Genomic DNA, 23577 nt, shown 5'->3' on the forward strand with positions numbered 1-23577 from the left:
TTTACATTTGTGAAATCTGCGTGAAACTTGAAAGGTAAATTTATGACAAATTCCCAAGTGATAACAGTGCTTTAACGTAATAAGAAAGGTCCATTTGCCTCGCAAAAAAACTAACTTTACATATACTACAAAGATTATTGAAAGGAGGAATCAATATGGTAACGATAAGTTTATGTATGATTGTGAAAAACGAAGAGGATGTTATCGCCAGATGCCTTGAATCAGTAAGTGATTTAGTTGATGAAATAAATATAGTGGACACAGGCTCCACTGACAAGACAAAGGAAATTGTTAAACAGTTTACAGATCGGATTTTTGATTTTAAGTGGATTCACCATTTTGCCGATGCACGTAATTTTTCCTTTCAACAAGCAACTTGCGATTACATTTTTTGGTTAGATGCAGATGATGTTTTAATGGCTGAAGATCAAGAAAAATTTAAAGTGCTAAAGGAATCTTTAACTCCTAATATCGATGCCGTCTCGATGAATTATCATTTAAGCTTTGATAACGAAGGTAATGTTAGCTCTCTTATAAGAAGAAATCGATTAGTCAGAAGGGAGAAACAATTTCGATGGATAGGGGCGGTACACGAATATTTAGAGGTTAGTGGTACTCTGATTGAAAGTGATGTTGCAGTAAGCCATTTACCACTTCAGCACGATCACCAGCGCAATATTACTATTTACAAGAAACTCCTTCAATCAGGGGAACCTCTATCACCACGTGACACATTTTATTATGCCAATGAATTACTGGATCACAATGAAATTGAAGATGCAATATTTTACTATGAGCTTTTTCTCACATCTAAACAAGGCTGGGTAGAAGATAATATTAATGCCTGTTTTAAACTAGCTGATTGCTATACGAAATTAAATGATAAAGAAAATAACGTAAGTTCTATTTTAAGAAGCTTCGAATACGACACCCCGCGCCCTGAAGCATGCTGCAGGCTTGGTCATCACTTTATAGAACAGGCAAAAAATCATGAGGCCATTTTTTGGTATGAACAAGCACTCACAATAAAACCTAAACCAAATGCCCCTTTCCAAAATAAAACCTTTACTACTTGGTTACCCCATTTACAACTTTGCGTTCTCTATGACCGATTACAACAATACGAATTAGCTAACACCCATAATGAATTAGCACGTGTCTACTTACCCAATGATCCAAAAATCTTACACAATAAAAGCTACTTCGATCGTTTGTTAAAAAACAACAACGATAAACTTTAATTTACCTTTTATAAAAGGATTTAAATTCTTGTAAAAGTGTTACCTTCCATCTACCAATCTTATCGCCCTCCCCCTTCGGTAAATAAATTTAATAATAAATAATATAGGTTTTACAAATTATCAAATAAACAGTAAAAGTAGTTAACCGTCCACCTCCTCTATCATTTTTATGAATAGGATACTTGAGAGAGGAGGTGAATAAATGAACTTTGAAGATTATTTTTTAAATAATGTTTGCAGTAAATGTAGGACATTCCCCTGTGGTTGTATAAAAATACCTGAACATCATAGCTGCATTTGGCCAATTAAACCAACAGGAACTACTGGTTGTACAGGCGCAACAGGACCTACGGGTGCTACTGGTGTGACAGGAGCCACTGGTCCAACAGGGCCTACGGGAGATCCTGGCGCTACTGGCATAACGGGAGCCACTGGGCCTACAGGGCCTACGGGGGATCCTGGTGCTACTGGCATAACGGGAGCTACTGGGCCTACTGGGCCTACGGGGGATCCTGGCGCTACTGGCATGACGGGAGCTACTGGGCCTACAGGGCCTACGGGGGATCCTGGTGCTACTGGCATAACGGGAGCCACTGGGCCTACTGGGCCTACTGGGGATCCTGGCGCTACTGGCATAACGGGAGCTACTGGGCCTACAGGGCCTACTGGGGATCCTGGTGCTACTGGCATGACAGGGGCTACTGGTCCAACAGGGCCTACTGGAGATCCTGGCGCTACTGGCATGACGGGAGCTACTGGTCCAACAGGGCCTACGGGACCTACTGGCGCAACGGGACTTCTTGGACCTACTGGACCTACTGGTGCAACAGGACTTCTTGGACCTACGGGACCTACTGGCGCAACTGGGCTTCTTGGACCTACGGGACCTACTGGCGCGACTGGGCTTCTTGGACCTACGGGACCTACTGGCGCGACTGGGCTTCTTGGACCTACGGGACCTACTGGCGCGACGGGACTTCTTGGACCTACAGGACCTACTGGCGCAACTGGGCTTCTCGGACCTACTGGACCTACTGGCGCGACTGGGCTTCTTGGACCTACGGGACCTACTGGTGCCACTGGCGAACTTGGACCTACGGGACCTACCGGCGCGACTGGGCTTCTTGGACCTACGGGACCTACTGGCGCAACGGGGCTTCTCGGACCTACGGGACCTACTGGCGCGACTGGGCTTCTTGGACCTACGGGACCTACTGGCGCGACTGGGCTTCTTGGACCTACAGGACCTACTGGCGCAACGGGACTTCTTGGACCTACAGGACCTACTGGCGCGACTGGGCTTCTTGGACCTACGGGACCTACTGGCGCAACTGGGCTTCTTGGACCTACGGGACCTACTGGCGCGACTGGGCTTCTTGGACCTACGGGACCTACTGGCGCGACTGGGCTTCTTGGACCTACAGGACCTACTGGCGCAACGGGACTTCTTGGACCTACAGGACCTACTGGCGCGACTGGGCTTCTTGGACCTACGGGACCTACTGGCGCGACTGGGCTTCTTGGACCTACAGGACCTACGGGACCTACTGGCGCAACTGGGCTTCTTGGACCTACGGGACCTACTGGCGCGACTGGGCTTCTTGGACCTACGGGACCTACTGGCGCAACGGGACTTCTTGGACCTACAGGACCTACTGGTGCTACTGGGCTTCTTGGACCTACGGGACCTACTGGCGCAACGGGACTTCTTGGACCTACAGGACCTACTGGCGCGACGGGGCTTCTTGGACCTACGGGACCTACTGGTGCTACTGGGCCAACTGGACCTGCATTTACAGAAGGTTTCTCAGCCTTCCTAAGTACTTTATCTATTAGTTCCTCTACTACTTTAACTAATTGGAGTGTAACTTCACCATATTTCACAACACCAGCATTTAATCCAACAACGGGTATATTTACAGTTCCTACAACTGGAAGATATGCTTTTGAGGCAACTATCAACTATTCTACAGTAGCTGCCATTAGCCTTGGTATAGGTGCAGGTGTTAACCCTGCATTTGCTATCCGTAGAAATACAAGTACTAATTTAATTAGTGGTTTATTCCCAATATTAAATTTATCCGTAACCTTATTAACTATTAGAGCAATTCTTGGTAGTGGCACTGTAACATTGGCTGGAGAAGTTAATTTAACTGCTGGTGATCAAATAGATTTATTTTACGAAGCAAATGGTTTATCGCTTGCCTTAACACTAGGAGGCGCTAACTCAGGTGGTATTGTATGGTCATGCCACAGAATTTCTTAATTGTTAGTTATCTATTCAATTAAGAGATTTAACCTTTATACATTAATGCATTCCACTATGGATAAACTTAAATCAAATAAAAAAGTAGTACAAATTAAATTTTGTACTACTTTTTTTAATCTTCCTGTATAAACATTTCGCTTAAAATTTCATTTGCAACTTTGCGCCCTTGTTCTACACATTCAGGAATTGAAATCCCTTCAAAGGAGCTGCCAGCAAGTTTGACTGTCGGGAAGTGTTCATAAAGTTCTTCCTTCACCCGATCAATTTTTGCCTCATGTCCTACAGTATATTGTGGCATAGCATTTTTCCAACGAGAAACAACCGTCGTCACAGGCTCCCCATCTATTCCTATTGTATTCTTTAAGTCTTGTAATACTGTTTTTTCAATCTCTGAATCAGATAGGGCAACAATCGTTTCGTCACCTACACGACCAATATAGCTACGTAATAATACATAGTCCTCAGGAGTAGTATTAGGCCATTTACGATTAATCCATGTACAAGATGTTATTGAAAAATCACTATTTCGAGAGACAAAAAACGACAGTGCATCTAAGTCACCTAACTGCTCTTTTTTAAATGCCATCGTCACGGTCGCAATTGTTGCGGCTTTCATTGTATTTAACTCTGTTAAAAGTTGGTGATTACTAAACATCATTTGCGCAACATTATATGGTGTTGCAATAATAACCGCGTCAGCTGTTATATGCGAAAAATTATTTAATACGACCTGCACAGTGCCATCTTTGCTGTGGTCAATTTGCTCTACTTTAACACCCTTCATAACTGTCCCTGGAAGTAGAGATTCTTCTAGTTTTTCGATTAGCGTTTCAAGGCCATTTTCAAATGTTTGAAAAATCCCCTTATCCTTTGCTATCCGATTGTAACTTAAAAAATTTGTACCCGACTGTTTCATACCGAAAAGCAAGCTGCGATACTTTTGCTCTAATTCGTAGAGCTGCGGGAATGTAGATCTCATGCTTAGCTGCTCAATATCCCCTGCGAATGTACCTGCAAGTAAAGGTTCTACAAGATTTTCTACAACCTCTGCGCCAAATCTTCTTCGAAAAAACTCACCTATTGGCTGGTCGTCATCCCGTGCAGAACGCGGGAGGACAAAATCTCCCGCTGCACGAATTTTACCGCTGAGTGAAAATAATCCTGATGTAATGAATGACGAGATATGTGGCGTTGCTCCAGACATCAGATTGCTCGGAATCGGATATAATTTACTGCCAACAGCTATATAGGTTGGACCCGAATCTCCAGTTATCATCTTATCTTCAATATTTAAATCCTTTGCAAGTGCCTGGACATGATTTTCGCGATCGAAAAAGGATTCTGGCCCACGCTCGATAATAAAGCCATCTTTTCTAAGCGTTTGGATTTTCCCGCCAAGACGTAATGACGACTCGACAAGTACGATATCTAACGGCAATCCTTTTGCACGCGCTTGTTTTTGCATATAGAACGCAGCTGTGAGGCCTGTAATGCCGCCGCCAACAACAACTACCTTTCGTCTTTTTTGAGTCACCAACATCATCACTTTCTTTTCGCTTAGCTTAATTTTTTATGAATGGCGTCTACCATAGCATCGATAAATAACGGATGTGTATTAGGCATTGCTGGGCGATAATAGTTAGCACCTAATTCATCACAAACCACTTTACATTCATAATCGTTATCGTAAAGTACCTCTAAATGTTCTGTTACAAAGCCTACTGGTGTGTAAACAAATGAACGATAACCATTTTGCTCATAAAGATCACGTGTTAAATCCTGAACGTCTGGACCAAACCATGGCTCTGGTGTTTGACCAGCTGATTGCCAGCCTACTTTTACATTTTTCACGCCCGTAGCTTCTTGAATTAATCGAGCAGTTTCAATTAATTGGTCTTCGTATGGATCGCCCATTTCTTTAATTTTCACAGGCAGTGAGTGTGCTGAAACGATTAGACATGCCTTTTCACGTTCTTCTTCAGTCATCGAATCAAACGCTTCATTCACTTTAATTTTCCAATACTCAATAAACTTCGGCTCATCATACCAAGATTCAACAGATGTAATTTTCAGGCGATCACCTGCTGTTTCTTCTGCACGACCATTATAAGATTTAATAGAGAAAGTCGAAAAGTGAGGAGCTAACACGATAGAAACTGCTTCCGTAATACCTGCTGCAACCATTTCCTCAACAGCATCCTCAATGAATGGATGGATATGCTTTAAGCCGATAAATAGTTTGTACTCAACCTCATCTTGCACTTCATTTAAACGTGCACATAAAGCTTCAGCCTGCGCTTCTGTTGCAGCTGCCAGTGGCGATAAACCACCGATTGCCTCATAGCGACTGCGTAAATCTTCTAAATGCTCGTCAGATGGTCTACGTCCGTGACGAATATGTGTATAGTAGGATTCAATATCTTCTTCTTTATAGGGTGTACCATATGCCATTACTAATAAACCTTTAACTTTTTTCATAAACCTTTTCACCTCTAAATAATAGTTTAACTATATTTTTTGTATGATTTCTGTACGTCAACAACAATTACACCAAAAATAGTGTAATTGCGACATTTAATCTGCTCTTTTGCTTATTTTAAGAACGTGCTTGAATTTGTTGTGCACTGTATTCATGAATAAGTGTTGTTAAACGTTTCAATACTGCTGGATCAACTTCTGGGAATACACCATGGCCTAAATTAAAGATATGACCTGGTACTTCTAAACCTTGATCGATAATATCTTTTGTTCGTTTTTCTATTACTGACCAATCAGCAAGTAATAATGAAGGGTCTAGGTTTCCTTGTACGGGCTTTGTAATTCCTTTTGCACGTGCGTCTTTAATTGGTAATCGCCAATCTAAGCCCACAACGTCAATCGGTAAATCATGCCACTCTTTTACTAAATGGCTTGCGCCAACTCCAAATTGAATAAGCGGTACATTTTCTTTTTTTAACTCACCAAAAATACGAGTCATAACAGGTTTAATGAACACACGATAATCTTCAACACTTAAGGCTCCTACCCATGAGTCAAATACTTGTATCGCTTTTGCCCCCGCTTCCACTTGCGCCGAAACGTCCGCAATAATCATGTCTGCTAATTTGTCCATTAATGCAAACCATGCCTTTGGTTCCGATACCATAAATGATTTGGTTTTATTATAGTTTTTAGAAGGTCCGCCTTCAATCATATAGCTCGCTAATGTGAACGGTGCTCCTGCAAAACCTATTAATGGCACATTAAGCTGTTCTTCTGATAATATTTTTATTGTTTCTAAAACGAATGGTGTATGTTCCTTTGCGTTGAACTCACCTAATTTTTCTACATCTGATACTGTGCGAATTGGGTTTGAAATAACTGGACCTACACCAGCTTTAATTTTTACATCAATACCGATACCTGGAAGAGGCGTTACGATATCTTTATATAAAATCGCTGCATCCACATTATAGTTTTCGACCGGTAAACGTGTTACATACGCACAAAGCTCAGGTTGATGTGTAATTTCCTCTAATGAATATTTTTCTTTAATTGCACGATATTCTGGTTGAGAACGACCTGCCTGTCGCATATACCAGACTGGAGTATGCTCAGTCCTTTCTCCGCGTGCAGCACGTAGAAGTGTATCATTAAAAAGTGTTGTCATTGATTATTTCCTTCCCCTCGATGAAATTCGTATCATAAAAAAAATCACTTGTTTATTCCATTATTATTGATATCCGTTTTCAATAGTAAACGCTTCCTCTGCTATTGTATAGTTTTCCTAGTGAAATGTCATAAAATTGTTCTTTCTCCATGCTTTCTTTTTTGACAAAGCGGGTAACTTACACTTAAATGGAGTTAATCACTGATTACTTAGACATTTATAAGGAGGGCAAAACAATGAATATTTATATAACTTCTGGCACAGGAGAGTTTATGGAACAAGTGAAAAATAAGTACCCTGACGAACATATGATTTTAATGCATGGTGAGGGTAATTCTGTGCTCATCCATGAAACTGAAGGAAAATCTGTATTTGCTACACCTCGTAAATTTGAAGTGTTAGATTCGGTAAATGAATTAGAAGAACGCGGTTTTTTCGTGTTCAATAATATTCCAGTGACAGATGAAGGGAAACCTGTTTTTGAACATCGTTTTTTAAATCGTGCACGTGCCATTGAGAACGAGCCTGGTTTTGTAGCGTTCCGACTGTTACGGCCATTAAATGGTGACACATACATTGTTTTGACACAATGGAATGGACCTCACTCATTTGAAGCATGGAAAAGCTCAAAAGCGTATAATACAGCACATGCCCAACGTGAAGAACCAACTGGTGTGCGACAACAAAATATTTTCTCTGCCGCATCCTATGTTACAACCTATACTGTTGTCCCGAAAGAAGACGACGAGGCATAATTTTTTTTAAGGAGCACTTACTTATGAATCAACAATTACTCGATAAAATTGATGCTCATTTTGATGAAATGGTGGCCATTCGCCGCCATCTACATATGCATCCGGAACTAAGCTTCCAAGAGAAAGAAACAGCAAACTATATTATTGAATACTATCAAAAGCTTGGTGTCCCAGTTGAACCTAATATTAGCGGCTATGGACTGATTGCACGTATTAAAGGTAGCAAGCCTGGTAAAAGGATTGCCTTACGTGCTGATTTTGATGCACTTCCTATTCAAGACGAAAAAGATGTCCCTTACAAATCAAAGGTAGATGGTGTTATGCATGCTTGTGGTCATGATGGTCATACGGCTACTTTATTAATAATAGGGAAACTTTTATGGGAAATGAGAGATGAGTTAGCAGGTGAATATGTGCTGATACATCAACATGCTGAAGAAGCAGACCCAGGCGGTGCTATCGGTATGATACAAGCAGGTGCACTTAACGGTGTTGACGCTATATTTGGTACACATTTATCTTCCAATCATCCGACGGGCATGATCGGTTACCGTGTTGGTCCACTAATGGCTGCAGTGGATAGCTTTGAGTTAAAAATTCAAGGTAAAGGTGGGCATGGCGCTCATCCACATCAAACGAAAGATGCCATCGTTATCGGCTCTCAGCTTGTCATGAACTTGCAACAACTTGTAGCACGTCGAGTAGCTCCAACTGAATCAGCTGTTCTTACTGTTGGCTCATTCGTTGCCTCGAATGCGGATAATATTATTGCAGATACAGCTTATTTAAATGGGACTATCCGTACGTTTGATAAAGAAGTCCGTGAAACGATGGAACGTGAATTTAAGCGCGTTGTACACGGAACTGAAATTGCACAAGATTGCACAATTAAGCTAGACTATCGTAAAGGCTATCCAGCGATTGTGAATCATGAAAAAGAAACACTATTTGTTCGCGATATCGCACAAGACATTTGTGATGTTGTTGAAATACCAGCAACGATGGGTGGCGAAGACTTCGCCTATTATTTAGAGGAAAAACCAGGTACTTTCTTCTTCACAGGGGCCGCACCTGTAGAATATGCACCACATCATCATCCGAAATTTGATATTGATGAAAAAGGTATGCTAGTTGCAGCCAAAGTTATGTTAAGCGCTGCGCTTGAATATCAAGGCGTGGAATAATAAAAAGAAAGCTCATTTTGCCTAATCTATTTCGGGCAAAATGAGCTTTCTTTTAATATACAATAGTAACGTTTGTCTTTAAGGTTTTGACACCTTTGCAGTTATTTCACTAACTACAAAAATGATTATTGCTGTTACATAAAACATCGGCTGCGTTACTCCGCATAGAGTAACAATAATCGCTTGCGCAATCATTGTCAGACGCACAACTTGCATAACAGCAACTTTACGCGCACCCTCTGGCAGCGGATAAAGCATGTCCATCCGAAACTCACCGCTAGCTAATAATGCTTGCTTTAGCTGAATTGTCGTCGCAAAGCTCAATGCACCTGCAATAAACCATGTAACAAAAGGAATATCCACAAAGGCTGCAATAATAGCCGAAATAGCGGTTAATCGGAGCCATAAATAAAAATGATCGTCTGTACGAATAAACGTACGGAACACTAAATACTTTTGAGCATTCCCCTTTTGATAGGGTATAAAATTATAAAACCAGTCCAGCCATGCTCTACGTCGAATACTCCCACGTAAATGAGGTACATCGGTAAAATAATTGGCGAAACGATAGAAGCTCATCATTCGATTTTGTTCTAATTTTACAAAGTGCTCATATGGTACAGGCTCGTTCGCACATTTTTTGCGAAACACCAATACATAGATACAACCAATTATCGCTGCAACTAATGCAAGAATAAGTTGCATTTGTAGCCCCATATATACGGTTACACCAAATATAATAGCTCGTATTAGTCTGTCCACCCATACAAAATGTCCGCGTTCACTATAACGATAACTAAATTCACCTTGCACACTCACATACTTTAGGGCGATAACTAGTAAAAATAGTAACCAAATATTAGTTGTTGTTAATTCTGTTACTGCCTTTAATAAAGGAATACTAATGATATAAACGATTGCCACAATCCAAACTTGTGACCAAAACGTCCACGCAAGTGCCTTTTTTAAATACAGCGACATTTTTGATTCTAATGGCAATAAATACACTTGGTCTGGCTCACGCAATAATGTCGTTGGGCGGCTAAATGCTAGTAATACACCAATTATTAAGGCAATAAGCCCTTCAGCTGGAAAATCAGACTCAACGATTTTCAACCACTCACTATATTGATAGCCCCCAGCTCCAACAAGAAACACAAGTACAATCGCAATATGTCCAGTGAAAATAAACTGCATATATTTTTGTACTTCACTTATATAGTGCATGAAGCGCGAGGACCATACATCACGCAAGTTCTTCATGGTCCCGCTCCTTCGTCATCGCAATATATAGGTCATCCAATGTAGCATGTGGCATGCCAAACGCTTGTCGTAAATCCGCCATCGTTCCCTGTGCTCGAACACGTCCTTCATGCAATAAAATAATTCGATCACAATGTTTTTCAGCTGTCGATAAAATATGTGTCGACATTAAAATGGATGCTCCCTCTTTTTTCTTTGTATCCATCTGATCGAGCAATGATTGGATACCTAGTGGATCCAGTCCGACAAACGGTTCATCAATGATATACAGACTTGGATTTACTAAAAATGCACACATAATCATTACTTTCTGACGCATCCCTTTTGAGAAATGCGATGGGAACCAATTTAAGCGTTTTTCCATCCGAAATTCCTTTAATAACATTTCTGAACGAGCTGCAAGTGTAGCCTCATCTAAACCGTAAGCCATTGCTGTTAATTCAAGATGTTCACGTAATGTTAATTCATCATATAAAACTGGTGTTTCAGGGATATAGGAAAATGCTGTCCGATACTTGTCCGTATTTTCTTTTAACGTCACACCATTTAGACGAATGTCGCCTTCTTTTGGTAGCATTGTGCCGATTATATGTTTAATGGTCGTACTTTTACCTGCACCATTTAAACCAATTAGCCCGACAAGTTCTCCTTTACCTATTGTAAATGACAATTCTTTAATAACAGGCTTTTTCGTATAGCCACCTGTCACATGTTGCACTTCTAATACCGACATACCCTCACTCCTCTTCTTGTTATTATTTTATCAAAAATTAGCAAATGATTCAGTTATGAGTATGATAGAATAAACTTACATATAAATATTAAGGGGGATTTTACGAATGAGCGATTGCCTATTTTGCAAAATCATTGATGGATCAATTCCAAGTACAAAAGTTTACGAAGATGAACATGTCTATGCATTCACGGACATTGCACCAGTTGCAAAAGGTCACACTTTATTAGTTCCAAAACATCACTGTCAAGACTTATTCGAAATGCCAGAAGATGTAGCACGTAATTTATATGCAGTCGCACCGAAGCTTGCCAATGCCATTAAATCAGCATTTAACCCTATCGGTATGAATACGATTAATAACAATGGTGCTGCAGCTGGACAAACTGTTTTCCACTACCACTTACATTTTATTCCGCGTTACGATGAAAAAGAAGGCCTAGGCTTAATTTGGCAAACACAAACATATACACCAGAGCAATTAACAGAAGTAGCCGACAGCATTAAAGCTAATTTATAGTGCCAGGCACTCAAACAATTCTCATACAATTTAGTTATGAAAATGGAACGCTATTGTCAAACGATCCATTTTAGCGTACAATCACAAATAAGTTTCGCTAACGGTCATGAGGACACGTTAGGAAACAATTAGATTAGCATAGTTGAGGAGAGATTAGAAATGAATACAAAAAATCTAGTGTTAATGGCGCTTTTAGTCGGTGTCGGTGCTGCCCTTTATGTGGTCACACCAGGTATGGTAAATGGCATGAAGCCTGACTTCATGTTAACAATGATGTTTATCGGCATTTTATTGTTCCCTTCAATAAAAGAAACTTTTTTACTTTCTTTATCGACAGGGGTACTTTCAGGTTTATTTACAACATTCCCAGCAGGATTTATCCCAAATATTATCGATAAAGCTGTTACAGGCTTTGTGTTTTTAGCAATACTCATTATGCTAAAAAAAGTGACAAGTCATTTTGCTATATCCGCTGTCTTAGTTGGCTTAGGTACGATTTTGTCGGGATCTGTCTTTTTATCTGTTGCGCTATTTGTATTTAACGCTAATGTAGGCGCAACGTTTACGGTGCTGTTTGTGGGGGTTGTAATACCAGCTGTTGCCTTTAACGTTGTAGCATTTGTTATTATTTATCCTATCGTTGCCAAACTAGTGAAGCGTTCTAAATTCAACACAGCAATTTCGCAAGCATTATAAACGTAAGACGTTTTAAGCTTTAATATAAGGGAAGAAGCTAAACAGTGAGGCAAAATCACTCGTTTAGCTTCTTTTTTCTTTTTTTATCGACTGATTTCATGGTTTAATAGAAGAAAGATAACAAATATAGAAATGAGGTATTTACTATGAAAGCACAACCATTTTTATTCGGATTAACAACAGGTATAATCGGAGGCGCAATTGCGGTCCTTTTGTCAACACCTCAATCAGGCCAACAATTACGTTCTACAATACTTTCTAATACTGATAGTGCAAAACTTAAGCTTCAAGATGTAAAGCATCAAGTCAACAATGTTAAACAATCTGTAGGCACTTTAACAAATGAAGCGAAAAATAATATACCACAAATAATAAATGATCTAAAACATTCGATTACTGTCTTTACACAAGAAATCGAACCGACAAAGAATAATTTACAACAAGAAATAGATGCATTACAGAATTCAATTAACGAAATCGAGAAAAACATTGCACAATTCACCGATAAAAAGAAAAAACCAGAAGAAAAGGCACAGGCATAAAGTTTTATAACACGGTAATAAAACCTGTTTTTTTACCAAAAATAATATTCAAATTGTTATTTTTTAACCACTTTTCAATTTTTTAATTTTTCTAACTTTAAACTTTTTTTCTTTATTGCTATAATAATTTTAAAACGTTAAAGAAAGCAGTAGGTGATGGCTTTGTCAGAGGAATTATACACTCAAAAAGAAGCAATGCTATACAGTCAAAGAATTGCACAATTATCAAAAGCTTTATGGAAAGCAGTTGAAAAAGATTGGCAACAATGGATTAAACCATACGATTTAAACATTAACGAGCACCATATTTTGTGGATCTCATATCATTTAAAAGGGGCTTCCATTTCAGATGTAGCCAAATTTGGTGTAATGCATGTTTCAACAGCATTTAACTTTTCAAAAAAGTTAGAGGAACGTGGATTATTAAAGTTTTCAAAACGCGATGATGACAAACGAAATACTTATGTAGAACTAACTGAAACAGGGACAGACCTTATTATTGAAATGAATAGCAATTATCATAACACTTACCATTCTGTGCTGGAGGGCTCGTTAGCTTTGAAAGATTTATATGGTCGCTTCCCAGAATTTTTAGATGTAATGGCTGTTATTCGTAATATTTACGGTGAGGACTTTATTGATATTTTTGAACGTTCATTTCAACACTTCCGTGATTCCTTTGACACGTTAGAAGAACGTTCTACTGTAAAAGGATAATATATGCTAAAAAAGGAGGCATTTCAGAAACATTTCTGAAATACCTCCTTTCTCTTGCAATCTTATAGAAATCAATTTACATTGAATAGGAACCTTCCCTATTATGGAGTTGATATTTAACGTGCACTGTTGGAAAATTTTAAACCTTGAACATCATTATGGAACGACTCGTATTATAATAATGGCTGTTATTGTTTTTCTCACTGTCTTTTCCGTGTCCTATGTGACATTTAATTTATTTAACGATGAATATTATAATGATCATTTATTTTGGCTATTTGTTATTGCCGTCCTTGCTCTTTATCCTATTCATAAATGTTTACACTTTCTAGCATTATATGACTTACGCCAGCATCTCAAATTACGTGTACGGAAACAGTTTTACGTTATTCCTATACTGCATATGCGCATTCGTGAGCCATTATCGAAAAACCGCTATATTTTCGCATTACTTACACCATTTATTGTATTAAATACAATTATCGTCATTAGTACATGGCTTCTGCCTGCCTATACACATTATGGAACATTACTTTTAGCGTATCATTGTAGTTTATGTTTAATTGATATTCTTTACGTGAAATATTTGTTGAATTCACCTAAAGATGCCCAAATTGAAGAAACACCGAAGGGCTATGAAATTTTAGTACCGCCTACAATTAACTGATTCGCTTGTACTTGTGTTTTATTAATGTTTTTTGATATGCTAATAATACTGAAAGAGGGGAGGAATAGACTTGCTATTAATGATTGTAGTTCTATTCTCGGTATTCTATTTATTTCAAATCAATCGCATGACCTACGCACTGTGTATGCGACGTGAAATTCCCGAAGAAAACCAACCAAAGATATTCCGAACTATCAATATACTTATCACAATTTTACTTGTTTCATTTTACGTAGATATTTTGTTTGCAGTCTAATGTAGTTGCATCCGCGCCAGTCCGCACGCGGGTCATGTATTTAAAACATCCATGCAGCAATGGGAAATTAATTGAAGCCAAAATTCTTTCGGCCTCGACCCGTGCGTGCGGAGCGAATGCCTAGATATTGATAAGAAAAGCTAAGGAACAGCATATCCTTAGCTTTTCGGCATTTTATTAATTAGTATAGGAACGCTGCACCAACAATAATTAATAAAATAAATAACACAACTAATAAAGCAAAGCCTGAGCCGTAGCCACCGCCACCACCGTATCCTCCGTTGCTCATAACTTCACCCCCTTTCTTTTCTATATCCTATGCGCTTTGAAAATTGAAATTTAGGCTATACTCAAGGGGGAACCATTTTGTTTTTAAAACGTTTATGTTATAGTAAAAAATGGACGAAATGAATTAAGGAGAGAATATCCATATGAAAAAGACTGTATTATCTTTAACATTAGCAGCCTCAATTTTAGCTCTTGGCGCTTGTAGTGGAGGCGACAGCAAAGCATTAGTTACATCTAAAGTAGGCGATATTTCAGTATCTGATTTTAATGAAAAAGCAAAAACTTTAACAGGCTCATATGTATTACAACAAATGGTGACTGAAAAAGTATTAGCAGACAAATATGAAGTGACTGACAAAGAAATTAAAGAACAATATGATGCAACTGCATCACAGTTCGGCGATAGCTTTGCACAAGCACTAGCAGAAAACGGCTTAACAGAACAAGGCTTTAAAGATTCTTTACGTGTACAACTTCTACAAGAAAAAGCTTTAAAAGACAAAGCCATTAAAGAAGAAGACGTAAAAAAATATTATGAGCAAATGAAAACAGAATTAAATGGTCGCCATATTCTTGTAGCAGATGAAAAAACTGCGAAAGAAGCGATTGAAAAAATTAAAGGCGGCGCTTCTTTTGCTGATGTTGCAAAAGAATACTCAACTGATACTGGTTCTGCAGCAAAAGGCGGAGAGTTAGGTTGGTTTACAGTTGGTTCTATGGTAGATGAATTCAATGACGCGGCTTATGAACTTCCATTAAACACATTAAGTGAGCCAATTAAATCAAGCTATGGCTACCACGTAATTGAAATTACGGAAAAGCGCGATGTAAAAGATGTAGGCTCATTTGAAGATGAAGAAGAAAAAATTCGTACAACAATGTTAAACAAGCTTACTCAAACTGGTGAAGCACAAACATTGTTAAAAGACATCATTGCCCAATTAGCAAAAGATGCTGACTTTAAAACATCTGATAAAGAATTAAAAGAAGCATTAGAATCTTTTACAACAACAAGTGAAGAACAAGCAAAAGCAGATGAAGAAGCAGCTAAAAAAGCAGCCGATGAAAGTAAAGACAAAGAATCTAAATAGTCATTGTTTTACTATATGAAAAAGGGTTACGCCATCAAAGGCGTAACCCTTTTCGTTTTACTCAATATTTGGTTTGTAAAATGATCGGTTATCGAGTGGGAATAGTCTCTCGGTAAATTCTCCAGGAGCTGTTTTCCCTAATGCACGCGTAAGCATATTCATTTTCGCATCGATATTATCAATATAATGTAAGATTTCCGCTTCTTGAATCATAGGTTTTTTCGGGCTTCCCCATTCTTCTTTTCCATGATGCGATAACACTAGATGTTGTAACAGCATCACTTCTTCGCCTTCAATTTCCAGCTCACTAGCAATTTTGGCAATTTCATTGACCATAATCGTAATATGACCGAGTAAATTACCTTCCACAGTGTACATTGTTGCCACTGGACCTGATAATTCAACGACCTTACCGATATCGTGTAAAATAATACCCGAGTATAATAGGTCCCGATTTAACGTTGGATATAAATCAGCAATGGCTTTCCCTAGCTTTAACATCGATACCATATGATCTAATAAGCCTGATGCATAGTCATGATGGTTTTTCGTTGCTGCAGGATATACTAAAATAGCATCCTGATGCTTTTTAATAGCTGCACGTGTGATACGTGAAATATTTGGATTTTTAATATCAAAGAAGAATTGTGTCAATTCCTCATAAAGCTGTTCTTTTGGAGTAGCAGCAGAAGGAACTAAATCATTAACGGCAATTCCCTCCTCAGGCTTTGCCACACGAATCGTTTTAATGCGCAATTGATTTTTGCCACGATAGTCATGAATTTCTCCCCCTACATGTACTATCGCCTCTGCGTGATACATTTTTTCATGGTCTTCGTTTGTATCCCATAGTTTTGCTTCAATATCTCCACTTTTATCTTGTAGTAACAGCGACATAAATGGCTTCCCTACAGTGGTAACCCCTTTTGTCGATTGTTTAATTAATAAAAATTGATCAACTGATTCTCCAACTTGGAGCGTCGTAATACCTTTCATGTTGACGTCACTCCCCTTTCATTTGCTAGTGCTCCTAGATCGACAATTTGCTCTTTTTGCCAAAGTTCGAGCATCTCTTCATGGCAAGTAAAATACAAAATTTGACGTTCATATCCTACTTCTTTCATTAATTGTACCATTTTGTTTGTACGGTTTCGATCAAAATGGACAAATGGATCATCCATTATAAACGGAAATGGCGCTGAAGTTGCAAGGGTTTTCGCTAATGCCATTCGCAATGAAATATAGACTTGCTCCTTTGTAGCTTGTGATAATTCTGCTACATGATAGCGTAAGCCAGAAACCGCATGCGCTTCAAAATAGCCTTCCTCATGAATGAAAAGTTTATCGTAACGACCACCTGTTAACGAATGGAAGAAAGCATTAACCTGTGTAAGTACATGTGGTAATTTTTCTTCACGCAAACGGAATAATGTTTCATGAATAGCTGTTGCTAACGCTTTTTTAGAAGCCCATTGTGCCATTAGCTGTTGCAATATTGCTTTCTCTTGCTCAAACTGTTGCAACAATAAACCATATTGTTCATCGTTAAGTAAATGTTCCTTCTCAATCTGCAAGGCTGCTCGTTCTTCCAGGCAATGCTCAATTTCTATTCGTAGAGCATTGCGTACTTCTTCCAAAGCTTGTATTTTTTCTTGAAGTTGTTCCGCACTTAAAAAGCTTTCTTGCTGTTGCATATCTAATGAGTCTAATTGATATTGAATCGCTTGTAGTTCGGACTGCAGCTTTTGCTGAAGTTGATATTGTTCATATGCTTCGTAAAATGCGTTTTCTGATTCTACATTTGCATCAAGAAATAATTGTGCTATTGCCGCTTCATAGTTTACTAAAAGTGGTTGTACTTCTTGTATTTTTGAATCGATTTGAGCAAGTTGTTCCTTTGTTTGCAGCATCTGTTGTTGCGCCTGCTGAATTGCAAAATAGGTTGAGCGTAGATGGACAAAAATTTCCTGCTCACTATACTCATTTTTTAAAACTTGTTGTAGCATTTCATAAAGCTCTTTTTTTTCAGATTGTATAACATGTAATAGTTGATAGATGCTTGTTTTTTTAACTACCAACTCCTGTACCCCACGAATACGCATGAATAACTCTGGTAATAGCGAGCGTGGTACATTTCCCTCTAGGCGGAAACGCTCCAAAAAGTTTTGCAACGAATGAGTTGCCTCGGCGCTTACTTGTTCAGCTTGTTGTATTTTAAGTTCGAGCTGTGCATACTGTCGTTCTTTATCACGCTGTTGCTCATTGGCTAGTATCCATCGATCTTCAAGACGTTGCTTTTTCACAAGTAATACTTGAACAATATTTTCTTCTTGCTCTAGTTCTCTCAGTAATTGACTATTGTGCTCTGGAGGTCCATCCTCTGCTTGTTTCGCTTGTTTTAAATACAATAAAAATAGTAACGATAACATAGCCCCAATAACCATTACAGCCCAATTTTTTTCTAAGACGCCATAAATAAGCGCAACAATGCTTATAGCTAACACAAGCATAACAAAAAGCATTGGTTGCTTTTGTTTCGAGCGTTGCGATTGAACATGACGCAGTTGTTCCAAGCGCCCCTTTCTCTGAGGCCACTTTGCTAAAATATGTTCTTCTTCAGCGGATAATGACTCCTGCTGAAGTTGCTTTTTCTGCCGAGCAATGCTATCTAGTTCCTCGTGTATTCGCTCTAAAGATTGTAGATAAGACTTTAGCTCTTCCTCTGCTTCGTGTAATACAGTCAACTGCCGTTGAAATTGTTCCTCTTGTTGCAAAGAAACTGTTTCCTCTATAAGAGCTGCTTGAGCTTCCATTTCGTGTACACCCAATAAACGAAACTGGGCTTCAACGTCTTGCTCTAGTACAAACAGCTCGTCCTGAAGGTTCTGCTCTTTAACGAGGAGCTGATTCCAAGTTGCTTCTTTATTCATCAGCCTAGCCATCTCGTCAATTGCTTGTTCATCTGCCGTCAATTGAAGCTTACTTTTTAAAGCTTGATATTGTTCCTCTAGTTGAGTTAGCTGTAATGTTTCGTGCGTCAGTCGATCTTTTAACTGTTCATAACGTCGAATTCCTTCTGGAGGGAATTGGACATGTTCATAATTTTTAAATGATTGCTGTAAAGCATCTTGCTGCTCAATAAGTGGCATTGCCTGTTTTATGACCGTCAGTTGTTGCCAATCTTGTTGCAGCGTTTTTTGTTGTTTATTTAAATCCTTCAGTCTTTGCTCAAGTTGCTGTAATTTGAGTGATTTATCTTCAAATGTATGAATTGTAGCCTGTTCTTTTTTAATGGCTTTTTCAAGTTGCTTTAAATTTTCGATTTTTTGATTGATGATTGGCAGTTTACCAGATTTTTTAAAAAGCTCTCCAGCGTCTTTTTCTAATTTTTTTTCAAGCGCAGATAGCCGATGAATGCCAGTCGTCCCTGATGCAAGCAATAGATGTGTCAGCTCGTCCTCTGACATTTTTTCGATTCCTTGCAGTTCATGAATTGAAAAGGAAAAAATCGCTTCAAATGATGAACGTGAATAGCCGTACAAAAGCTTGGCTAAAAGCTCGTCATGCCCTTTCATACCATCTTCTGTATAGACAGTAACATCACCAGTAGCCTTTCCTTTTACACGTTCAATTGTACATTGACCATATATTGGGTGAAGTATGGTTAGCTGACCCCCAAATTTCGGTGATGTTTTTGGCTCATATTTTCGCTGGCTTTGCTGTTTTGTTGGAAATCCAAAAAGCATCTGCAAAATAAATTGTTGAATAGTCGTTTTGCCTGCCTCGTTCATGCCATAAAAAATCGTAACACCGTCTTGCAAAGAGATTGTGATATTTTCATGCTTACCAAAGCCGTAAATATGGATTTTCTGTATCGTTAGCAAAGTTTTCACGCCCTTTGAATTTCATCGGTTAATAACTCCTGCGCATCAAGCTTCAAATGTTCGATTTCCCGTTCAGTTAAAGGTTCTACAAATCTTGCCCCACTCGCATGCTGGTACAAATCCTTTAAAATATCTTTCCAATCCGAAATATCCCACTGTTCCATTACACTTATTACTGATTCAGTCATCGCAGTTGACTCATATGAAGATGAAACTTTATGCAAAATAAGCTTCTGCACCCATCCCATTGGCTCAACCCCCTCTTCTGACTCCCGAATTGTTTCAAGCCATTCTTCTACCGAAGCATGTTCAAATAACGCTTCACTTTCTTCATCTATATTTTTCAAATGAAGCTCAATTACGGATGCTCCATATGCCATTCGATTAGTAGCGATGGCCTCTTCACATTTTAGTAGTAATTCATTTGCATGAAGTACATCGGTGCAATCCACCTCCACTATATTATAGACAACAGCAGAAGTTGGTATAAAAGTTAATTCAGCAGATGTTTGCGATAAGGTTACATCGTAAAAACCTTTCACTCCCTGCTCATTTCGGTGTCGACTTTGAATATTACCTGGATAAACGATCGGCGGTTCCATGTGTAATAGCTGTCGTTTATGAATATGACCAAGTGCCCAGTAATGGTATCTTTTTTCAAGAAGTTGCTCTTTTTTAAATGGCGCATATACCGCATGCGAAGAATCACTTGCTTCACTGCCATGCAGCATCCCTATATGAATTGCATGCTGATCATGTGCAACAGGATAATTATCAATCATCGATTCCTTGACATGGCGCTCACCATAGCTAAAGCCATAAATATTTACTTGCTGACCTCGTATTTTTAATTGCACAACACTTGTATCAGCTGGTAATTCGTAAACATTACTCGGTAAAGCAAATCGTGTCCAAGAACCATGTAAGTGGTCATGATTTCCATAACTGACTATGACGGGAATGTTATGTTCAAATAGCGTCTCCATTGCTGCTTGAAAACGTCTTTGTGCCTGTAAACTGCGATTTTCGCCATCATAAAGATCCCCTACAATAAGCAGGAAATCTGGTCTTTCTTCGATTGTCTTCTGAATAATTTTATCAAATGCTTCAAAAGTACTTGCTCGAATTTTTTTTAGATTCTTCTCAGGTAATCCAAATAAGCCTTTAAAAGGACTATCTAAATGTAAATCTGCCATATGGAAAAAACGAATTGCGGACATCCAATCACCTCTACATATTAATTAAACCTTTGTTCATCATTTCGTCTAGTTTTTCGTTTTGCGTCTACAAGGCAAGGAAGATTTGAGCCATGTATAACGAGAGTATTCAAAAGCGAATATTTGTTCTATTTTATCATACTTCCTGTTAGATGAGAAACGAATTGCTAGACTATTCAGGATCATGTTGTACTAAATTTTCCACAATTTTCGTAATTTATCGAAATATTCGCTAGATATACCGTGAAGTTTATATTTCTTCTATGTATAATAGATATATATTCAAAAAAAGGTGGGGTTTGTTTATGAATAATTATCGTTTTACAGCTTTTGAAAAAACTGGGGAAACACTTTTTGATGAAACTTGGACATTTGAAAGCGATGAAGCTGCAAAAGTAAATGGTCAACAACAAATCGTAGAAAAGGGCGTTGCTGAAAAAACACATCGCCTTGTCAACTCTTCTGGAAAATTAATATTATTCCATGTTTAAACTATGAGAGTAGAAAGACACCTAAAAAATACTAGGCGTCTAACACAGTAACAATATTTTTAAATAGCTTTTTAAAGAAAAATGGCAAGCCCCACCACGTTTACTTTTATGAACAAGCACAGAGCCTCCGAAACGGAATCTCACTTGTCTCGCTACAAAAGTTTATGTGATGGGGCTTGCGTCGTGTTCAGCCTGTAAGCCAAGCTACATGTTTACTGTCCTACAAAGACAGGTGTTCTTTTCTCAACAAATGCATGTATACCTTCTAAATGATCAGCCGTTTTACGCATAGCAGATTGCCCTTGTGCTTCCATCGCTAAAATATTTTCTAACTGTGGCAAGTTTTGAGCATGTAAAATCTTTTTCGTCGTAATCATTGAAGCAATTGGAGATGCTAGCATCTTTCCAACTAATTGATCAGCCACTGCAAAAACGGACCCTTCAGGTGCCACATAATCGATTAAGCCTACATTGTGTGCCTCTTCGGCTGTAAGCACTTTGCCTTCCCAAATCATTTGCTTTGCTTTCACAGTACCAAGTCGTTCCTTCATAAAGAAATGACCACCACCATCTGGAATTAACCCAATCCCTATAAAATTCATAGCTAGCTTACTATTTTCACAAGCAACTACGATATCTGCCCCTAGTGTTAAGCTAAAGCCTAAGCCTGCTGATGCACCATGAACCGCAGCTATAACAATCATCGGTAGTTGATAATACGCTTTGACGATACGTGTTAAATATACCATCGCCTCATCAATATTTAATGGCTTAGTTGGATCAAGCATTGCCTTAATATCACCGCCCGCAGAAAAGACCTTCCCTTCCCCACGAATAACTAAAACCTGTATTTCTTGCTCCTGCTGTAATGCTTCAAAACACTCAGCTAATTCACGCATCATTACATCATCCATCGCGTTCATAGCCTGTGGTCGATTTAGTGTTAATGTAGCACGACGCTCTAACTTTTCTAATGTAATTGTTGAAAATTCCATGTCCTACACCCCCGAATATGAATAGTCATTCACTATGTACTATTCGTGTTTTTTCTGAAAACTCCTTCTCTCCTACGCAAAATAGTCGTTGTTATGCTATATTTAATGTCGAATATTGAAATTAAAGGTGGGTATTTTTGTGTCACAAAAGGACTTTCGTGTATTACTTTATTATAAATATGTTGCTATTGAGGACCCAGTAGCATTTGCCGAAGAGCATTTAGCTTTTTGTCAAGAAGTCGGTCTACTTGGTCGAATTTTAGTAGGCTTGGAGGGCATTAATGGTACGGTTTCTGGTACGATTGAGCAAACTGAAAGCTACATGAATTATATGAAAGCAGACCCTCGTTTTAGTGATATAATGTGGAAAATCGACGAGGTAGAAGGACATGCCTTTAAAAAGATGCATGTACGACCTCGTACGGAGATTGTACACCTTGGCTTAGAAAATGATATTAACCCTTTAGAATTAACTGGAGATTATTTAACACCAAAGGAATTTATGACTCGTATGCAAGAAGATAATACGGTTATTATTGATGCACGTAACGATTATGAATTTGACCTAGGACATTTCCGCAATGCGGTGCGTCCTGATATTGAAAGCTTCCGTGATCTTCCTGCTTGGATGGAAGAGCATAAAGAAGACTTTGCTGGTAAAAACATTTTAACCTATTGTACAGGTGGAATACGCTGTGAAAAATTCTCTGGCTGGTTAAAACGAGAAGGCTATGGTGAAAGTGTCGGGCAACTTCATGGTGGTATTGCTACGTATGCGAAAGACCCTGAAGTGAAGGGACAATTATGGGATGGCCAAATGTTTGTTTTCGATCGTCGCCGCAGTGTACCTATTAATCAGGTTGAGCATGTAGTTGTTGGTAAGGACTATTTCACAGGTGAACCGACAGAGCGCTATACAAACTGCGCTAATCCTGAGTGCCATAAATTAATGCTATGCGAGGAAAAGCATGAGGCATTTTATATGCGAAGCTGCTCTGACGATTGTCGTCGCGCAAAACGTAATTTCTTTGTCGAAGAAAATGGATGGACAAAAGAGCAAGTTGAAGAACAAATAGCAAAAATTGCACAGGGTAAAATTGTTTGAGTGCCTGACACTTT

The 23577-nt window shown here is 38.8% G+C and carries 22 protein-coding genes; 12 read left to right on the plus strand and 10 right to left on the minus strand.

Going from position 1 to position 23577, the window contains the following annotated elements; translation table 11 throughout:
* The first annotated feature begins 155 nt into the window (after nt 1-155).
* Together FH508_RS20045 and FH508_RS20050 are read left to right on the plus strand one after the other, a co-directional pair.
* Complete coding sequence (locus tag FH508_RS20045) at nt 156-1241, plus strand: glycosyltransferase family 2 protein (protein WP_173479421.1); 1086 nt, start codon at nt 156-158, stop codon at nt 1239-1241.
* 202 nt (nt 1242-1443) lie between these two features.
* Nucleotides 1444-3507, plus strand: coding sequence for a collagen-like domain-containing protein (locus tag FH508_RS20050; protein WP_228134165.1), 2064 nt, complete (start codon nt 1444-1446; stop codon nt 3505-3507).
* A gap of 115 nt (nt 3508-3622) precedes the next feature.
* Here FH508_RS20050 and hemY read toward each other — a convergent pair whose 3' ends face one another.
* The 3 genes from hemY to hemE all read right to left on the minus strand — a co-directional run bounded on the left by hemY (nt 3623) and on the right by hemE (nt 7159).
* Complete coding sequence (gene hemY, locus FH508_RS20055) at nt 3623-5053, minus strand: protoporphyrinogen oxidase (protein WP_173479800.1); 1431 nt, start codon at nt 5051-5053, stop codon at nt 3623-3625.
* A 14-nt stretch (nt 5054-5067) separates the two neighbouring features.
* Nucleotides 5068-5988: a ferrochelatase gene (hemH, locus tag FH508_RS20060; RefSeq protein ID WP_173479801.1), complete on the minus strand. Its 921-nt coding sequence runs from the start codon at nt 5986-5988 to the stop codon at nt 5068-5070.
* Between the two features lie 118 nt (nt 5989-6106).
* On the minus strand, nt 6107-7159 hold the full coding sequence (gene hemE / locus FH508_RS20065) for a uroporphyrinogen decarboxylase (protein WP_139860599.1): 1053 nt from the start codon (nt 7157-7159) through the stop codon (nt 6107-6109).
* Between the two features lie 236 nt (nt 7160-7395).
* Between hemE and FH508_RS20070 the strand changes: the two genes are divergently transcribed.
* Entirely contained in the window at nt 7396-7914 is a 519-nt protein-coding gene (locus FH508_RS20070) for an antibiotic biosynthesis monooxygenase family protein (protein ID WP_139860602.1), read from the plus strand.
* 23 nt (nt 7915-7937) lie between these two features.
* Nucleotides 7938-9098, plus strand: coding sequence for an amidohydrolase (locus FH508_RS20075; RefSeq protein ID WP_173479802.1), 1161 nt, complete (start codon nt 7938-7940; stop codon nt 9096-9098).
* A 78-nt stretch (nt 9099-9176) separates the two neighbouring features.
* On the opposite strand, the gene FH508_RS20080 is transcribed toward FH508_RS20075, so the two are convergent.
* Together FH508_RS20080 and FH508_RS20085 are read right to left on the minus strand one after the other, a co-directional pair.
* Nucleotides 9177-10361 (minus strand): ABC transporter permease, encoded by a 1185-nt coding sequence (locus FH508_RS20080; protein ID WP_173479803.1) that lies wholly within the window; start codon nt 10359-10361, stop codon nt 9177-9179.
* Nucleotides 10345-11094 (minus strand): ABC transporter ATP-binding protein, encoded by a 750-nt coding sequence (locus FH508_RS20085; RefSeq protein WP_173479804.1) that lies wholly within the window; start codon nt 11092-11094, stop codon nt 10345-10347. Before FH508_RS20085 ends, FH508_RS20080 begins: the two co-directional genes overlap by 17 nt.
* Nucleotides 11095-11200: 106 nt before the next feature.
* Between FH508_RS20085 and FH508_RS20090 the strand changes: the two genes are divergently transcribed.
* The 5 genes from FH508_RS20090 (at nt 11201) to FH508_RS20110 (ending at nt 14236) form a co-directional block, all read left to right on the plus strand.
* Nucleotides 11201-11614, plus strand: a complete 414-nt coding sequence (locus FH508_RS20090; protein WP_173479805.1) for an HIT family protein — start codon at nt 11201-11203, stop codon at nt 11612-11614.
* Between the two features lie 159 nt (nt 11615-11773).
* A complete protein-coding gene (locus tag FH508_RS20095; protein WP_173479806.1) occupies nt 11774-12310 on the plus strand; it encodes a tryptophan transporter in 537 nt (178 codons plus the stop codon).
* Between the two features lie 146 nt (nt 12311-12456).
* Nucleotides 12457-12852: a YtxH domain-containing protein gene (locus FH508_RS20100; protein WP_173479807.1), complete on the plus strand. Its 396-nt coding sequence runs from the start codon at nt 12457-12459 to the stop codon at nt 12850-12852.
* 156 nt (nt 12853-13008) lie between these two features.
* Nucleotides 13009-13569: an HTH-type transcriptional regulator Hpr gene (locus tag FH508_RS20105; RefSeq protein WP_029747195.1), complete on the plus strand. Its 561-nt coding sequence runs from the start codon at nt 13009-13011 to the stop codon at nt 13567-13569.
* A 121-nt stretch (nt 13570-13690) separates the two neighbouring features.
* Nucleotides 13691-14236: a DUF3267 domain-containing protein gene (locus FH508_RS20110; protein WP_173479808.1), complete on the plus strand. Its 546-nt coding sequence runs from the start codon at nt 13691-13693 to the stop codon at nt 14234-14236.
* Between the two features lie 437 nt (nt 14237-14673).
* Here the strand turns inward: FH508_RS20110 and FH508_RS20120 are convergent, their stop codons facing one another.
* A complete protein-coding gene (locus tag FH508_RS20120) occupies nt 14674-14781 on the minus strand; it encodes a YjcZ family sporulation protein (protein ID WP_080647610.1) in 108 nt (35 codons plus the stop codon).
* Nucleotides 14782-14923: 142 nt separating this feature from the next.
* Between FH508_RS20120 and FH508_RS20125 the strand changes: the two genes are divergently transcribed.
* Nucleotides 14924-15871 carry a peptidylprolyl isomerase gene (locus FH508_RS20125; RefSeq protein WP_173479809.1) on the plus strand — a complete coding sequence of 316 codons (948 nt, stop codon included), beginning with the start codon at nt 14924-14926 and terminating at the stop codon, nt 15869-15871.
* Between the two features lie 57 nt (nt 15872-15928).
* On the opposite strand, the gene yhaM is transcribed toward FH508_RS20125, so the two are convergent.
* Genes yhaM through FH508_RS20140 form a run of 3 tightly spaced genes read right to left on the minus strand, consistent with a single transcriptional unit; the run spans nt 15929 to nt 20975 of the window.
* Nucleotides 15929-16867: a 3'-5' exoribonuclease YhaM gene (gene yhaM / locus FH508_RS20130; protein WP_173479810.1), complete on the minus strand. Its 939-nt coding sequence runs from the start codon at nt 16865-16867 to the stop codon at nt 15929-15931.
* Nucleotides 16864-19755, minus strand: coding sequence for an ATP-binding protein (locus FH508_RS20135; RefSeq protein WP_173479811.1), 2892 nt, complete (start codon nt 19753-19755; stop codon nt 16864-16866). The genes yhaM and FH508_RS20135 overlap by 4 nt, the downstream gene beginning before the upstream one ends.
* 5 nt (nt 19756-19760) lie before the next feature.
* Nucleotides 19761-20975 carry a metallophosphoesterase family protein gene (locus FH508_RS20140; protein WP_173479812.1) on the minus strand — a complete coding sequence of 405 codons (1215 nt, stop codon included), beginning with the start codon at nt 20973-20975 and terminating at the stop codon, nt 19761-19763.
* A 302-nt stretch (nt 20976-21277) separates the two neighbouring features.
* Between FH508_RS20140 and FH508_RS20145 the strand changes: the two genes are divergently transcribed.
* Nucleotides 21278-21463: a YhzD family protein gene (locus FH508_RS20145; protein ID WP_173479813.1), complete on the plus strand. Its 186-nt coding sequence runs from the start codon at nt 21278-21280 to the stop codon at nt 21461-21463.
* A 212-nt stretch (nt 21464-21675) separates the two neighbouring features.
* Here FH508_RS20145 and FH508_RS20150 read toward each other — a convergent pair whose 3' ends face one another.
* Nucleotides 21676-22458: an enoyl-CoA hydratase gene (locus FH508_RS20150; RefSeq protein WP_173479814.1), complete on the minus strand. Its 783-nt coding sequence runs from the start codon at nt 22456-22458 to the stop codon at nt 21676-21678.
* A gap of 139 nt (nt 22459-22597) precedes the next feature.
* Between FH508_RS20150 and FH508_RS20155 the strand changes: the two genes are divergently transcribed.
* Nucleotides 22598-23563 (plus strand): oxygen-dependent tRNA uridine(34) hydroxylase TrhO, encoded by a 966-nt coding sequence (locus FH508_RS20155; RefSeq protein ID WP_173479815.1) that lies wholly within the window; start codon nt 22598-22600, stop codon nt 23561-23563.
* The last annotated feature ends 14 nt before the right edge of the window (nt 23564-23577 follow it).

Source organism: Lysinibacillus sp. CD3-6, from assembly GCF_006351725.2.
Lineage (GTDB): Bacteria > Bacillota > Bacilli > Bacillales_A > Planococcaceae > Lysinibacillus.

Coding starts and splice junctions, on each gene's coding strand:
- FH508_RS20045 (WP_173479421.1), top strand. CDS start 156: ATGGTAACGATAAGTTTATGTATGATTGTGAAAAACGAAGAGGATGTT.
- FH508_RS20050 (WP_228134165.1), top strand. CDS start 1,444: ATGAACTTTGAAGATTATTTTTTAAATAATGTTTGCAGTAAATGTAGG.
- hemY (WP_173479800.1), bottom strand. CDS start 5,053: ATGATGTTGGTGACTCAAAAAAGACGAAAGGTAGTTGTTGTTGGCGGC.
- hemH (WP_173479801.1), bottom strand. CDS start 5,988: ATGAAAAAAGTTAAAGGTTTATTAGTAATGGCATATGGTACACCCTAT.
- hemE (WP_139860599.1), bottom strand. CDS start 7,159: ATGACAACACTTTTTAATGATACACTTCTACGTGCTGCACGCGGAGAA.
- FH508_RS20070 (WP_139860602.1), top strand. CDS start 7,396: ATGAATATTTATATAACTTCTGGCACAGGAGAGTTTATGGAACAAGTG.
- FH508_RS20075 (WP_173479802.1), top strand. CDS start 7,938: ATGAATCAACAATTACTCGATAAAATTGATGCTCATTTTGATGAAATG.
- FH508_RS20080 (WP_173479803.1), bottom strand. CDS start 10,361: ATGAAGAACTTGCGTGATGTATGGTCCTCGCGCTTCATGCACTATATA.
- FH508_RS20085 (WP_173479804.1), bottom strand. CDS start 11,094: ATGTCGGTATTAGAAGTGCAACATGTGACAGGTGGCTATACGAAAAAG.
- FH508_RS20090 (WP_173479805.1), top strand. CDS start 11,201: ATGAGCGATTGCCTATTTTGCAAAATCATTGATGGATCAATTCCAAGT.
- FH508_RS20095 (WP_173479806.1), top strand. CDS start 11,774: ATGAATACAAAAAATCTAGTGTTAATGGCGCTTTTAGTCGGTGTCGGT.
- FH508_RS20100 (WP_173479807.1), top strand. CDS start 12,457: ATGAAAGCACAACCATTTTTATTCGGATTAACAACAGGTATAATCGGA.
- FH508_RS20105 (WP_029747195.1), top strand. CDS start 13,009: ATGGCTTTGTCAGAGGAATTATACACTCAAAAAGAAGCAATGCTATAC.
- FH508_RS20120 (WP_080647610.1), bottom strand. CDS start 14,781: ATGAGCAACGGAGGATACGGTGGTGGCGGTGGCTACGGCTCAGGCTTT.
- FH508_RS20125 (WP_173479809.1), top strand. CDS start 14,924: ATGAAAAAGACTGTATTATCTTTAACATTAGCAGCCTCAATTTTAGCT.
- yhaM (WP_173479810.1), bottom strand. CDS start 16,867: ATGAAAGGTATTACGACGCTCCAAGTTGGAGAATCAGTTGATCAATTT.
- FH508_RS20140 (WP_173479812.1), bottom strand. CDS start 20,975: ATGTCCGCAATTCGTTTTTTCCATATGGCAGATTTACATTTAGATAGT.
- FH508_RS20145 (WP_173479813.1), top strand. CDS start 21,278: ATGAATAATTATCGTTTTACAGCTTTTGAAAAAACTGGGGAAACACTT.
- FH508_RS20150 (WP_173479814.1), bottom strand. CDS start 22,458: ATGGAATTTTCAACAATTACATTAGAAAAGTTAGAGCGTCGTGCTACA.